The sequence below is a fragment of the Arthrobacter jinronghuae genome (genome assembly GCF_025244825.1).
Lineage (GTDB): Bacteria > Actinomycetota > Actinomycetes > Actinomycetales > Micrococcaceae > Arthrobacter_B > Arthrobacter_B jinronghuae.
Genome location: NZ_CP104263.1, coordinates 2,309,206 through 2,322,868, shown reverse-complemented (window position 1 = coordinate 2,322,868; position 13,663 = coordinate 2,309,206). Strand labels below are relative to the sequence as shown.

Here is a 13,663-nt window from a genome sequence, read left to right as displayed (position 1 = left end):
GTTTTGTTGTTTGTTACGGCCGATGTCGGGGCGGGCCGGGACAGCGGAACTACAGTGCCGAGCCCAGCCGCCGGAATCGGTCCGTCCGCCGTGCCAGCCGCTCTGCCCGCGGAACGGCGCGAAGCGAAGCCAGCTCGTATTCCACGGCCCGGGCCATCCGGCGGCAGAATTCGGGTGCCTCCTCCGCGGCGTCGGGCAGTTCCGCCACCGTGTGGTCCACAATCCCGTGGGCGGCCAGCGCGGAAACGGTCACGCCCTGCGCCTGAGCCATTTCCGGGCCGTGCAGGGTATCCCGGTGCACGATGGCGCTGGCACCCTCCGGCGGCAGGGAGGAAAGCCAGGCGTGGCGGGCCGCGACCGTCCGGTCTGCGGGCAGCAGGGCCAACGCGCCGCCGCCTGCCCCCTGACCCAGCAGGACGGAAACCGTGGGGCAGTCCAACCCCACCAGGTCGTTCAGGCTCCGGGCAATTTCGCCGGCCAGGCCGCCCTCCTCGGCTTCCTTGGACAGGGCAGCGCCGGCGGTGTCGATCACGGTCAACAGGGGAAGGTCCAGTTCCTCCGCGAGCCGCATGCCGCGGCGTGCTTCCCTGAGCGAAGCCGGCCCCAGCGCAGCCTGTTCTGTTCCGCGTTCCCGGTCCTGCCCCAGCACGACGCAGGACGTTTCGCCGAAGCGGGCCAAGGCCAGTATCAGGCCCGGGTCTTTTTCACCCTGTCCGCTGCCGTTCAGGGGCAGCACGTCGCTCGCCCCGAAATGCAGCAGCTGGCGGACGCCCGGGCGGCGGGGATTGCGGGAAATCCGAATGGATTCCCAGGCGGGTAAGGGCTCCGGGGTGCTGCTGAGCGAGTCCGGGGCAGGCACCGGCACGGTCGAGCCGGGCAGCAGCATGGCCAGGGCACGGTGGACGGTCCGGGGAAGTTCATCCGGCGGCAGCACCGCGTCCACCAGTCCGCGGTTCCGCAGGTTCTCCGCGGTCTGCACACCTTCCGGGAAGGGCTCCCCGTAGAGTGCCGAGTAGACCCGCGGGCCAAGGAAGCCCAGAAGCGCGCCGGGCTCGGCGACGGTGATGTGGCCCAGGGATCCCCAGGAGGCCATGACTCCGCCGGTGGTGGGGTGGCGCAGGTAGACAAGGTAGGGCAGGCCGGCCTCCTTGTGCCGGCGGACGGCGGCGGTGATCTTGACCATGGAAAGGAACGCCAGGGTGCCTTCCTGCATCCGGGTTCCGCCGGACGCCGGCCCGGCCAGGAGCGGCAGCCTTTCTCTGGTGGCGCGTTCAACGGCGTCGGTGAGCCGATCCGCGGCGGCAACTCCGATGGAGCCGCCCAGGAACCCGAACTCGCTGACCATCAGTGCAACGCGCCGGCCCTGCACCAGCCCTTCACCCGTGAGCACCGATTCGTCCACGCCGGTTTTCTGCCGGGCGGCAGCCAGATCCGACGCGTAGGCCGCGCTGGGGTCGGCATAGGCCACCGGTACGTCCCAGGAGCGGAAGGAACCCGCATCGACAACCAGCGCCAGCAACTGCCGTGCGTCCAGGCGGCGGGGCGCCGTCTGGATGCTCATGCTTCGGTGCTTTCCGCGGCAGCCGGTTGCGGGCTGCCCGCCAGCCACCGGCGGATCGCGTCCCCGTGCTGGTCCAGCAGGGGCGGGGCAGCATGCACACGGCGAGTACTTTCCGTGCCCTGCACGGCATCAAAAAAGCGCAGCGGCGGCCCCGGCAGGGAGACGGTGCCCAGGACAGGATGCTCGACGTCGACCACCAATCCCTGTGAATGGACCTGTTCCCATGCATACACTTCGTCCAGGGTGCGCACCTTTCCGGCCGGAATGCCGGCGGCGCGCAGTTTCTCCAGGAGCGGTTCCGCCTCGATATCCGCGAAAGCCTGCTCGACGGCGGCCACCAGCGCCGGACGGTTGCGTACCCGCCGGGCGTTGTCCGCGAATTCGGCACGCGAGGCATCGATGCCGAATGCAGCGGCAAACGCCTCCCATAGTCTTTCGCTCCCGACACTGATCTGGACCATGCCTTCACGGCAGGAGAAGAGCCCGTAGGGGGCAATGGACGGATGGTGGTTGCCCTGCGCGGCCGGCACCTCGCCGGCAACAGTGTGCCGGGTGCCCTGGAAGGCATGGACTCCTACGACGGCGGCCAGCAGTGAAGTGCGCACCACCTGGCCCTTTCCGGTGCGTTCGCGTTCCAGCAGGGCTGCCAGGAGTCCGAAGGCGCCGTACATGCCCGAGAGCAGGTCCGCGATGGGCACGCCGACCCGCTGCGGATCCCCGGCGCCGGACCCGGTCAGCGACATCAGGCCGGCCTCGCCCTGGACAATCTGGTCGTAGCCGCTGCGGGTGGCCTCCGGGCCGTCATGGCCGAACCCGCTGATGGAGAGGATAACCAGCCGGGGATTGAGTTGGTGCAGCCGGTCCGGCGGGAATCCGAGCCGGTCCAGCACCCCGGGGCGGAAATTCTCCACCAGCACGTCCGCCCGCCGTACCAGGTCCGTCAGCACCGCCGCGCCGTCCTCGGACTTCAGGTCCAGGGCGATGGACTCCTTGTTCCGGTTGCAGGAAAGGAAGTAGGTGGCCTGCGGTGTCTCTTCCGGTCCGACGAAGGGCGGTCCCCAGCCGCGGGTGTCGTCGCCCGTGCCGGGGGTTTCGACCTTAATGACGCGTGCGCCGAGGTCTGCGAGCATCATGCCTGCGTGTGGACCGGCAAGGGCACGGCTGAGGTCGACGACCAGATAGCCGTCCAGGGGGCCGCGGGCGGGGGAGTGGTTGTTCATGGATCGCTCTCTTCCTGGTTCGGTGCGGGAAGGACAGTTGCACTCCAGCGGGAACCGCGCCGGACCTAAAGCCATCCGGGGACCACCATGACCAGCCACGCCACCAGCGGTCCCACTACTACGACGATGCCGCTGTAAGCGAGGATCTGCTTGTAGAAGCGGTCCTTGTCCAGCTCGTCCGGTGCGTTTGCCAGCACGAGGGCGCCGTTGGTCGAGAAAGGCGATACGTCCACGATGGTCGAAGAAACGGCCAGCGCGCAGATGAGGCCCACGGCGCCGATTTCCCCCGAGGCGAGGAACGGTACGGCCAGCGGGATGAGGGCGGCAAGGATGGCGGTTGATGAGGCGAAGGCGGACACGACGGCGCCGATGTAGCAAATGAGCAGCGCCGCCAGCAGCGGCATGCCCAGGCCGGCGACGCCGTCGGACACGTACTCGATCGTGCCGGCCTCCTGCAGGACGCCGACGAAAGTGAGCATGCCGCAGATGAGCAGGACAGTGGTCCAGCTGATCTTGTTGACTGCACCCTTCTGCGCCTGCGGGGAGACGAGGGCAAGGATCATGGCGATGGTGATGGACACGAAGCCCACGTCCACCTTGAAGCCCAGGGCAACCACGGCCAGGGTGATCAGCCCGGCGATGGTGACAATCTGGGGGAAAGTCTCGCTGCGGCTCTTCGTGGCGGTGATCCCGTCACCGGCGGGGTCGCGTGGACCGTAGATGCCGGATCCGGTTCCCTTGAAGGCGACGTCGGCGCGGCCGGCCACACTGAGGTCCATCCTGGCTTGGGCGACCTGCTCCGCGAAGGCACCTGCGGTGGTGCGGCGCAACCTGCTGCCGCCGAGGACGAAGAACAGGATCAGCGCAATCAGGGTGTTGAAAAGCAGGCTCGACATGAAGACGGCAAACGGGCTGGACTCCAGATCCGTTTCCGCAATGATGCCGTTGACCGTGACTCCGTAGACCGCGATCGGGGAGAAGCCACCGGCCTGGGCACCGTGGATGACCATCATGCCCATCATCAGGGGGTTGATCTTGTTCTTGGCGGCGAAACCCAGGGCGATCGGGGCCACGATGGCCACGGCGGCCGGTGACAGCGCGCCGACAGCGGTGATGACGGCGGTGACCGCGAACATGATCCAGGGAATCAGGGCCACCCGGTTGCCGACCAGCTTCACGGCGCCCCGAACCAGCAGGTCGATGGTGCCGTTGTTCTGGGCTATGGCAAACAGGTAGGTCACCCCGACTATCGTCAGGAACAAACCACCCGGAAAATTGGCCAGGATCTCCTCGGTAGTCATGCCGAGGAAGACGAATCCCAGGAGGAAAGCCCCTACAAAGGCCAGCGCGCCCATGTTGAGGGGCAGCACGGTGGCCAGGATGAACATGGCCACCAAAATCAGGATGGACAGGACTGGAGCGGACATCATTGTCCCTTCGTTGAAGGTCAGGGCCTTCCCGGAGCCGGCAGGCAGGACGCCGCGGCCCGGGCAACGCGTGCACTGGACCAGCCTGCGGGGCCGGGCACCGTTGTCAACGAGTGTTTTGGAAGGGACGTGGGATCCGGGCAATCCGGGCCGCAAACGAAAAGGAACCGCCGCAGATGCGGCGGTTCCTTTTCATGTTCCCCGGGTTCGAGGAATGGCGGAAATGCTTAGGCGTCGCCGCCGGCGTTTCCGCTGGTGCCGGCGTTGACGTCCAGCAGGCGGTACTTCTCCATTGCCTCCTTGGGGGCGTTGGCGTCGACTTCACCGCGGCGTGCGAGCATCTCCAGCGCCCGCACCACCATCGAGTGGCTGTCGATCTTGAAGTACCGGCGTGCAGCTGCACGGGTATCCGCGAAACCGAAGTCATCGGCACCGAGGGTGGCGAACTCGTTCGGCAGGAACTGGCGGATCTGGTCCGGCACGGCCTTCATGTAGTCCGTGGAGGCAACAATCGGGCCGGTGGCGCCGGCCAGCTGCTGGGTCACGAAGGGTACCCGCGGCTCCGAGCCGGGGTTCAGGAAGGCTTCCTCCTCGGCGGCGAGGCCGTCGCGGCGGAGCTCGTTCCAGGAGGTCACGGACCAGACATCGGCCGAGACACCCCAGTCCTCAGCAAGGAGCTTCTGGGCTTCCAGGGCCCACGGCACGGCAACGCCGGAAGCCAGCAGCTGCGTGCGGGGTCCGTCGATCTTTGCCGGTGCGAGCAGGTAGATGCCCTTGATGATGCCTTCCACGTCCAGGTCCTCGGGGGCCTTGGGCTGCTGGATCGGCTCGTTGTAAACCATGATGTTGTAGATGACGTTCGGGTCCTGGGAATCCGGGCCGTACATCTCCTCGAGGCCGTGACGGACGATGTGTCCGATCTCGTAGCCGTACGCCGGATCGTAGGTCTTCACCGCGGGATTGGTGGAGGCCAGGATCGGCGAGTGGCCGTCGGCGTGCTGCAGGCCTTCACCGGTAAGGGTGGTGCGGCCGGCGGTAGCCGAGATCAGGAACCCGCGTGCCATCTGGTCGGTAGCCGCCCAGATGTAGTCGGCCGTGCGCTGGAAGCCGAACATCGAGTAGAACACGTAGACCGGGATCAGCGGCTCGCCGTGCGTGGCGTAGGACGTGCCCGCCGCGGTGAATGCCGCAATCGAGCCGGCCTCGTTGATGCCCACGTGCACAATCTGGCCCTGCGGGGACTCCTTGTAGGCCAGGACGAGGTCCCGGTCCACGGACAGGTAGTTCTGCCCCTTGGGGTTGTAGATCTTGGCCGTCGGGAAGAACGAGTCCATGCCGAAGGTACGCGCCTCATCAGGAATGATCGGCACAATGCGCTTGCCGAACTCCTTGTCCCGCATCAGGTCCTTGAGCAGGCGGACAAAGGCCATGGTGGTGGCGGCCAGCTGCTTGCCGGAGCCCCGGTTGGCTACTTCGTAGGCCTTTTCATCCGGAAGGTGGACGGGTTCGTGCTTCACCCGGCGTTCCGGGACGTTGCCGCCCAGTTCGCGCCGGCGTTCCAGCATGTACTTGATCTCGGGGGCATCTGCACCCGGGTTGTAGTACGGCGGCCGGTACGGATCGGCTTCGAGCTGCTCGTCGCTGATCGGGATCCGCAGGTGGTCGCGGAAGGCCTTCAGGTCATCGAGGGTGAGCTTCTTCATCTGGTGGGTCGCATTGCGGCCCTCGAAGTGCGTACCCAGGCCGTAGCCCTTGACCGTGTGGGCCAGGATGACCGTCGGGGCGCCCTTGAATTCCGTGGCGGCCTTGTACGCGGCGTAGACCTTCCGGTAGTCGTGGCCGCCGCGCTTGAGGTTCCAGATTTCCTCGTCGGTCAGGTTGGCGACCAGTTCCTTGGTTTCCGGGCTCTTGCCGAAGAAGTGCTCGCGCACGAATCCGCCGGACTCGGCCTTGTAGGTCTGGTAGTCGCCGTCGGGGGTGGCATTCATGATGTCCACCAGCGAGCCGTCCTTGTCACGCTGGAGCAGGTCATCCCACTCGCGGCCCCAGACAACCTTGATGACATTCCAGCCTGCGCCGCGGAAGAAGGCTTCCAGTTCCTGCATGATCTTGCCGTTGCCGCGGACCGGGCCGTCGAGGCGCTGCAGGTTGCAGTTGATCACGAAGGTCAGGTTGTCGAGCTTGTCATTGGCGGCGAGCTGGAGCAGGCCGCGCGATTCGGGCTCGTCCATCTCTCCGTCGCCAAGGAACGCCCACACATGCTGCTGCGAGGTGTCCTTGATGCCGCGGTTCTGCAGGTAGCGGTTGGACTGTGCCTGATAGATGGCGTTCATGGGGCCAATGCCCATGGAAACCGTCGGGAACTCCCAGAAATCCGGCATGCTGCGCGGATGCGGGTAGGAGGACAGTGCATGCCCCTCGCGGGATTTCTCCTGGCGGAAGCCGTCCATGTCCTCTTCGGACAGGCGGCCTTCGAGGAAGGCGCGGGCATACATGCCGGGGGAGGCGTGACCCTGGAAATAAATCTGGTCTCCGCCGCCCGGGTGGTCCTTGCCCCGGAAGAAGTGGTTCATGCCCACTTCGTACAGGGTCGCTGCTCCGGCATACGTTGAAATATGTCCGCCGACGCCGATTCCCGGGCGCTGGGCCCGGTGCACCATGATGGCAGCGTTCCAACGCAGCCAGGCGCGGTATCGCCGTTCGGTTTCCTCGTCACCGGGGAATTCAGGTTCCTGATCAACCGGGATGGTGTTGACGTAGTCGGTGGTGGTTACCATCGGCACGCCCACGCTCTGGGAACCGGCACGCTGGAGCAGTGAGCGCATGATGTACTGCGCGCGTTCAGTGCCCTGCGAACGGATCAGCTCGTCGAGCGATTCGATCCATTCTGCGGTTTCCTCAGGATCACGGTCCGGTAGCTGGTTGGTTAACCCGCTCAGGATGTCCGTTGTGTCTTCTGCGGCCACGGCCAACCTCTCTCATGTACAGATTGTGTCTGCGACATTCTTTCTGTGGTATCCGGCCGGTGTCCGCCGGATCTTCGCTTGCGCGTATGTCTTCGCTTGCGCGTATGCGCGCCTCGGCGCCCCTTTTTATCCACTCTAGTCCCGTAACGCCGTTGTTGCGTAGCCTGCACGGCGGTCATCGCTGACGGCGTACAGCCCGGAACCCTTGAAGCCGGCGGGTTTTAGGTGTTTCGTTGAGTCCGAGACAGCGCAGATCAGGCAAATGTGTGATTCCCTTGTATTTATGCAGTCAACCAGGAGGAGTGAAGTGAGCGAGGCCGAGGCCGTCACTGAAGAAAACGTGGCGAGCAGATTGGGTTTCAAGGACGGGGACCTGGTTCAGGAGTACGGCTACGACGAGGACGTGGACTTCGACTTCCGTGAGGACCTTGAGGACCTCATCGGCGGCGAGCTGCTGACTGAAGACGACCACGATGTTGTGGACGGCGTCATCCTCTGGTGGCGGGCCGACGACGGCGACCTGGTCGACGCGCTGGTCGATTCCCTGACCACGCTCGACGACGGCGGCGTTGTCTGGGTTCTGACTCCCAAGTCCGGGCGCGAGGGCTACGTTCCTCCGGCCGACATCGAGGAAGCGGCCCCCACAGCGGGACTGCACGTCACCACCTCCCCGGGCGTCACCGAGGACTGGGCCGCCACACGCCTGGTGAGCCGACGCAAGAAGTGACTGCGCACCTGCTCACGGCAGGTGCTGCGGTTCCGGACTTCTGCCTTCCCAACCAGTTCGGCGAAGAAGTCCGGCTTGACGGTCTGCGGGGTGCCGGCGTCGTGCTGGTCTTTTTCCCGTTCGCGTTCTCCCAGGTGTGCCGGAGCGAGCTCGCAGAGCTGCAGGCCGAACGTGCCCTTTTCGACGACGCACGCGTGCGCCTGCTGGCGGTGTCCTGTGACTCGAAATACACCCTGCGGGCCTGGGCCGAGCAGGAAGGCTTCGGGTTCGACCTGCTTTCCGACTTCTGGCCGCACGGGGAAACAGCCCGGGCCTTCGGGGCTTTTGACGCAGGCAGGGGGCTGGCGGAACGCGCCAGCTTTGTCATAGACGGGGAAGGCGCCCTCCGCGCAAGCATCCGTTCAGACCCGGGCGCAGCGCGTCCGCTCGAGCAGTACCGAACTGCTTTGGAGGCACTGTGAGTGAGCAGCCCAAGAACTCCCGTCCGGGCCTCGGCCTGACGGGTTTTGCCAGCGGCCATGCCCTCGAATCCGTCCCGGCACCCACGGAGGCGGAGCTGCGGCTCCTCGAGCGCGCCGTCGGCTATCTGGGCGGGCAGCGGCTGGCCCTGCTGACCGGTGCCGGGTTGAGCACGGATTCCGGCATTCCCGACTACCGCGGTCCCGACGCACCACCACGGAATCCGCTGACCTACCAGCAGTTTGTCGGTGATCCGGACCTGCGCCGCCGGTACTGGGCCCGCAACCACGTCGGCTGGCACCATCTGCGCCATGCAGTGCCCAACCCCGGCCACGAGGCTGCGGTGGTCCTGGAACAGCGCGGACTGCTCTCGGGCCTGATTACCCAGAATGTGGACCGGCTCCACACGGACGCCGGGAGCGTCAATGTCATCGACCTGCATGGGCGTTATGACCAGGTGGTCTGCCTGAACTGCCGTTCGGGCTTTTCCCGTTCAGAGGTTGCCGGGCTGCTGCAGGAGCTGAATCCCGGCTACCTCGAGCAGGCTCGGCTCGACGGCGGGATAGCCCCGGATGCCGACGCGGACATTGCCGATACCGAAAACTTCGTCGTCGCGGACTGTCCCGTCTGCGGCGGAATGCTCAAGCCGGACTTCGTGTACTTCGGCGAGAACGTCCCCAAGGACCGCGTGGCCCGGGCCTTCTCGGTGGTGGACGACGCAGGTGCCCTGCTGGTGGCGGGCTCCTCGCTCACCGTGATGAGCGGGCTGCGTTTTGTCCGCTACGCGGCCAAGGCCGGCAAGCCGGTGGTCATCATCAACCGGGGGGCCACTCGCGGGGATCCGCTGGCCACCCTGAAGATCGATATGGGAGTCAGCACGGCCCTGACCTGGCTGGCGGAAAACCTCCCTGACCTGCCGGCCGGAACGAAGGACGGCGCCGATTAGGCATTCGCCCGGGTCTTACGGTAATGTAGTTCCTCGTGATGCAGGGCCTGCGGAGAAGTTTCTGACGGCCGGGCAACATGTTCTGGGTCTTTAGCTCAGCTGGTAGAGCGCCACGTTTACACCGTGGATGTCATCGGTTCGATCCCGGTAGGACCCACCAGAGAAGCCGCCGTTACTTTCCGCAGATGTGGAAGGCAACGGCGGTTTTTTGTTTAACCGCACACATGCACGGGACAAAAGGGGCTGATGGCGAAGGAAATCCAGGCGAGGAAGCGTATCTGCGCGGCGCTGGCCGTGGTGATCCTGCTGGCAGGCTGCACAGCGCCGGACGATGCTGCGCAGGCACCGCCGAGGGCAGAGCAAGGAGCAGGCAGCACCGTGGACGCAGGGGCGCCGGAAGAGATTGCCGCCGCCCTGGACCTGATGGCCGGGGACCGGCGTGAAGATTTCTCCGTCGCCGTGCAGGACAACCGCACCGGGAGGTCCTGGATCCAAAACCCGGACGGACGGTACCTTGAGGCAAGCCTGGTGAAGGTCCCCATCCTCCTGACCTTGGTCCGCCAGGCCACCGAAGAGCAGCGCAGCTTCACGGCGGACGAAGAGAACCTGGCAACGCTGATGATCGAATACAGCGACAACGAGGCCACCAGTGAGCTGTACGGCCGGCTCGGGGGCCGGGAGGAACTGAACCGTACCTATGAACTCATTGGTGTTGCGGATACGGAAGCCGGTGAAGTCTGGGGAGCCGGTGAGACCACGGCGGGGGACCAGTTGCTTATTGCCCGGACGGTCGCCTGCGGTGCCGACTGGCTGGACCCGGACCTGCTGGCATTCGCCGTCGGACTGATGGAAAACGTCTGCCCGGAGCAGAACTGGGGGATCAATGCCGGGGTTCAGGCGCCCGATGCTGAAGTGGCATTGAAGAACGGATGGCTGCAGGACGACGACGCCGTGTGGAACGTGGGCAGCGCCGGGTTCGTCCGGGCCGCCGGGAGTGACTACAGCATTGTTGTGCTCAGTTCCGGGAACTCCACGCTCGAAGAGGGGATCGGGATTGTCGAAGGCGTTGCCTCGGTGATCAACGGCTACGAAACGGGGTTCTGAGCCCGCCCCCGCGCCCCTGTGGCGGCGGGATGCCGAAGAAGCATAGGCTGGAGCGTGAACACGGCGCGATGATTCCTGTGCCGTCCCCGTGCCCGCCGGGCACCCGAACCATCCTTGGAGAGAACTTGAGTGCACAAATTGGTGTAACCGGCCTTGCCGTCATGGGTGCAAACCTCGCCCGCAATCTCGCCCGCAACGGTTACACGGTGGCCCTGCACAACCGTTCCATCGAGAAAACGGATGCCCTGCTTTCCGCCCACGGTGACGAGGGAGACTTCATCCGCACCGAGACGCTGCAGGAACTGGTCGATTCTCTGGAGAAACCGCGCCGCGTACTGATCATGGTCAAAGCCGGAGCGCCGGTGGACTCGGTGATCGGGCAGCTGGTTCCGCTGCTGGAGCCGGGCGACATTGTGATCGACGGCGGCAACTCGCATTTCGAAGACACCCGCCGCCGAGAGGCCGCCCTGGCCGAGAAGGACCTGCACTTTGTCGGCGTCGGCGTGTCCGGCGGTGAAGAGGGAGCCCTTCTGGGCCCCTCCATCATGCCCGGCGGTTCCCGCGAGTCCTACGATTCCCTGGGCCCCATGCTGGAGAAAATCGCCGCGAAGTACGACGGCGAGCCCTGCTGCACCTGGATCGGCACCGACGGTGCCGGCCACTTTGTGAAGATGGTGCACAACGGCATCGAATACGCAGACATGCAGGTGATCGGCGAGGCTTACGACCTGCTGCGCTCCGCAGCGGGCATTGAGCCGGCCGAGCAGGCCAAGATCTTCAACGAATGGAACACCGGCCAGCTCAGTTCCTTCCTGATCGAAATCACCGCCGAGGTCCTGGGCCATGTGGACGCCCGGACCGGGAAGCCGTTCGTGGACGTTGTGGTGGACTCTGCCGGGCAGAAGGGCACCGGCCGCTGGACGGTTGTCTCCGGACTGGACCTGGGTTCCCCGGTGTCGGCCATCGCCGAGTCGGTCTTCGCCCGTGCGCTGTCCTCCCAGCGCGGACAGCGCGAGGTTGCACAGCAGACGCTCCAGGGCGCGGAAGCCGCCGTCGAGCTTCCCGAGACGTTCGTGGAGGACGTGCGGCAGGCCCTGTACGCCTCCAAGCTGGTCAGCTACGCGCAGGGCATCGACATGCTCAACGCTGCAGCGAAGGAATACGGCTGGGAACTGAAGCTGGACGAGATTGCCTCGCTCTGGCGTGCAGGCTGCATCATCCGCGCCGAACTGCTGGATGACATCATGAAGGCCTACGCCGGCAGCGAAGCTCCCGCAAACCTGCTGTTCGCCCCGGCCTTCGCGGAGTCGATCGCCGCCGCCGTCCCGGCCTGGCGCCGCGTGGTCTCCGTCGCCGTGCAGCTGGGCATCCCCGTGCCGGTGTTCTCCTCCTCGCTGGCCTACTACGACGGCCTGCGCCGCAAGCGGCTTCCGGCGGCACTGACGCAGGGCCTGCGCGACCTGTTCGGTGCACACACCTACCACCGGGTCGACGCCGAAGGAACGTTCCACACCATGTGGGGCGAAGACCGCGCCGAGGTCGAGGCAGTGGACACCCACTAAGGATCCTCGACGGTACTAAAAAGGTCCGCAGCGGATGCTGCGGACCTTTTTAGTGTGCCTCGCGGGCTAGATGTAGATTGCCGGATCGATGTACTCTGCCGGGTCCACTGCGGGCTGGGTCATCTTGGTGTCCCGGTGCCGCCACTTGGCCGGAATGCCGGTGATGATCGAGTCCGCCGGGGCATCCTTGACCACCACGGCGTTGGCCCCCACCGCACTGTTGGCACCAATGGTCACCGGCCCCAGGATCTTCGCTCCGGCACCTACGGTGACGCCGTCGCAGATGGTTGGGTGACGCTTGACCTTGGCCAGCGAACGGCCTCCCAGGGTCACCCCGTGATAAAGCATGACGTCGTTGCCGATCTCCGCTGTCTCGCCGATAACCACCCCCATGCCGTGGTCAATAAAGAACCGGCGGCCGATGGTCGCACCGGGGTGGATCTCGATGCCGGTGGCGAAGCGGGTCATCTGGGAGAGCACACGGGCCGGGAACCGCAGCGGGGGTCGAGCCCACATGCGGTGCGTCAGCCGGTGCATCCAGATGGCATGCAGGCCGGAGTAGACAACGAGGTTTTCGAGCGAACCTCTGGCCGCCGGATCGTGGGATGCGGCGGCGTCGAGGTCTTCGCGCAGTCGGGCTAACAGACTCACAGAGGACTTTCTGCTCGGATGATCCGCCCTGCAGGGGCGGAACGCGGACTAACCGCGGATGTCGTCGTACAGGACCGTAGAGATGTAACGCTCTCCGAAGTCGCAGACGGTGGCAACAATCAGCTTACCGGCGTTCTCTTCGCGCTTGGCGAGTTCCAGCGCCGCCCACACGATGGCACCGGACGAGATGCCGCCGAGGATGCCCTCCTGGGTGCCCAGTGCGCGGGCCGTGGCTACGGAATCCTCGATGGAGGCATCGAAGACCTCGTCATAGACGGTGGTGTCCAGGATCTCCGGGACGAAGTTGGCGCCAATGCCCTGGATCTTGTGGGGGCCGGGGGATCCACCGTTGAGGATGGCGGAGTCCTTGGGCTCTACGGCCACGATCTTCACATCCGGCTTGCGTTCCTTCAGGACCTGCCCGACGCCGGTGATGGTGCCGCCGGTGCCGATGCCGGCCACGAAAATGTCCACCTTTCCATCGGTGTCTGCCCAGATTTCCTCGGCGGTGGTGGCCCGGTGTACGGCCGGGTTCGCTTCATTGGCGAACTGCTGCGCCCAGATGGCGTTTTCGGTGGTGGCCACGATTTCCTTGGCCTTGTCCACTGCTCCGCGCATGCCGTCGGCGCCGGGGGTGAGGACAATTTCCGCACCGTAGGCGCGCAGCATGACCCGGCGTTCCGTGGACATGGTTTCGGGCATGGTGAGGATCACCTTGTAGCCGCGGGCAGCGCCCACCATGGCCAGGGCGATACCGGTGTTGCCGGAAGTGCCCTCCACGATGGTGCCGCCGGGCTTGAGTGCGCCGGCCTTCTCGGCGGCGTCCACAATGGCCACGCCGATCCGGTCCTTGACGCTGTTGGCCGGGTTGTAGAACTCCAGCTTCACGGCCACCTGGGCGGGAAGCCCCTCGGCGAGCCGGTTCAGGCGGACCAGCGGGGTACCGCCTACGAGCTGGGTTACATCGTCATAAATACGAGCCATGGTTTCCTCTATTCCTTCAACGTTCCTTCGAAAATCCGGACTTCTCAAAGCCGGAC

General features: G+C 65.6%; 11 protein-coding genes and 1 tRNA gene. 6 read left to right on the top strand and 6 right to left on the bottom strand.

Going from position 1 to position 13,663, the window contains the following annotated elements; translation table 11 throughout:
- Positions 1-49: 49 nt before the first annotated feature.
- From N2K98_RS10885 to aceE, 4 genes are all read right to left on the bottom strand, one after another.
- Positions 50-1,561, bottom strand: a complete 1,512-nt coding sequence (locus tag N2K98_RS10885; protein ID WP_255865818.1) for an acetyl-CoA carboxylase carboxyltransferase subunit alpha/beta — start codon at positions 1,559-1,561, stop codon at positions 50-52.
- Entirely contained in the window at positions 1,558-2,781 is a 1,224-nt protein-coding gene (locus tag N2K98_RS10880) for a CaiB/BaiF CoA transferase family protein (protein WP_255797413.1), read from the bottom strand. Before N2K98_RS10880 ends, N2K98_RS10885 begins: the two co-directional genes overlap by 4 nt.
- Before the next feature lie 65 nt (positions 2,782-2,846).
- The gene (locus N2K98_RS10875; protein WP_255865872.1) at positions 2,847-4,208 is read right to left on the bottom strand and encodes an SLC13 family permease; all 1,362 of its coding nucleotides are present in this window, start codon (positions 4,206-4,208) and stop codon (positions 2,847-2,849) included.
- 227 nt (positions 4,209-4,435) lie between these two features.
- Positions 4,436-7,180, bottom strand: a complete 2,745-nt coding sequence (gene aceE, locus N2K98_RS10870) for a pyruvate dehydrogenase (acetyl-transferring), homodimeric type (protein ID WP_257794549.1) — start codon at positions 7,178-7,180, stop codon at positions 4,436-4,438.
- 301 nt (positions 7,181-7,481) lie between these two features.
- Between aceE and N2K98_RS10865 the strand changes: the two genes are divergently transcribed.
- The 6 genes from N2K98_RS10865 to gndA all read left to right on the top strand — a co-directional run bounded on the left by N2K98_RS10865 (position 7,482) and on the right by gndA (position 11,972).
- Complete coding sequence (locus N2K98_RS10865; protein WP_227923726.1) at positions 7,482-7,901, top strand: DUF3052 domain-containing protein; 420 nt, start codon at positions 7,482-7,484, stop codon at positions 7,899-7,901.
- Positions 7,898-8,362, top strand: coding sequence for a peroxiredoxin (locus N2K98_RS10860; protein WP_255865817.1), 465 nt, complete (start codon positions 7,898-7,900; stop codon positions 8,360-8,362). Before N2K98_RS10865 ends, N2K98_RS10860 begins: the two co-directional genes overlap by 4 nt.
- Entirely contained in the window at positions 8,359-9,306 is a 948-nt protein-coding gene (locus tag N2K98_RS10855; RefSeq protein ID WP_255865816.1) for an NAD-dependent protein deacetylase, read from the top strand. Before N2K98_RS10860 ends, N2K98_RS10855 begins: the two co-directional genes overlap by 4 nt.
- A gap of 84 nt (positions 9,307-9,390) precedes the next feature.
- Positions 9,391-9,466 (top strand) — tRNA-Val (locus N2K98_RS10850).
- An 86-nt stretch (positions 9,467-9,552) separates the two neighbouring features.
- Positions 9,553-10,410 (top strand): class A beta-lactamase-related serine hydrolase, encoded by an 858-nt coding sequence (locus N2K98_RS10845; protein WP_255865815.1) that lies wholly within the window; start codon positions 9,553-9,555, stop codon positions 10,408-10,410.
- A 125-nt stretch (positions 10,411-10,535) separates the two neighbouring features.
- A complete protein-coding gene (gndA, locus tag N2K98_RS10840; protein WP_255797419.1) occupies positions 10,536-11,972 on the top strand; it encodes an NADP-dependent phosphogluconate dehydrogenase in 1,437 nt (478 codons plus the stop codon).
- A gap of 66 nt (positions 11,973-12,038) precedes the next feature.
- Here the strand turns inward: gndA and epsC are convergent, their stop codons facing one another.
- Together epsC and cysK are read right to left on the bottom strand one after the other, a co-directional pair.
- Complete coding sequence (epsC, locus tag N2K98_RS10835; RefSeq protein ID WP_255797420.1) at positions 12,039-12,623, bottom strand: serine O-acetyltransferase EpsC; 585 nt, start codon at positions 12,621-12,623, stop codon at positions 12,039-12,041.
- Positions 12,624-12,671: 48 nt separating this feature from the next.
- Positions 12,672-13,607 (bottom strand): cysteine synthase A, encoded by a 936-nt coding sequence (cysK, locus tag N2K98_RS10830; protein WP_229951630.1) that lies wholly within the window; start codon positions 13,605-13,607, stop codon positions 12,672-12,674.
- Positions 13,608-13,663 lie beyond the last annotated feature (56 nt).

Bases quoted from the DNA above. Each gene is read 5' to 3' on its own strand.
- N2K98_RS10885 (WP_255865818.1), bottom strand. From the start codon at position 1,561: ATGAGCATCCAGACGGCGCCCCGCCGCCTGGACGCACGGCAGTTGCTG.
- N2K98_RS10880 (WP_255797413.1), bottom strand. From the start codon at position 2,781: ATGAACAACCACTCCCCCGCCCGCGGCCCCCTGGACGGCTATCTGGTC.
- N2K98_RS10875 (WP_255865872.1), bottom strand. From the start codon at position 4,208: ATGTCCGCTCCAGTCCTGTCCATCCTGATTTTGGTGGCCATGTTCATC.
- N2K98_RS10845 (WP_255865815.1), top strand. From the start codon at position 9,553: ATGGCGAAGGAAATCCAGGCGAGGAAGCGTATCTGCGCGGCGCTGGCC.
- cysK (WP_229951630.1), bottom strand. From the start codon at position 13,607: ATGGCTCGTATTTATGACGATGTAACCCAGCTCGTAGGCGGTACCCCG.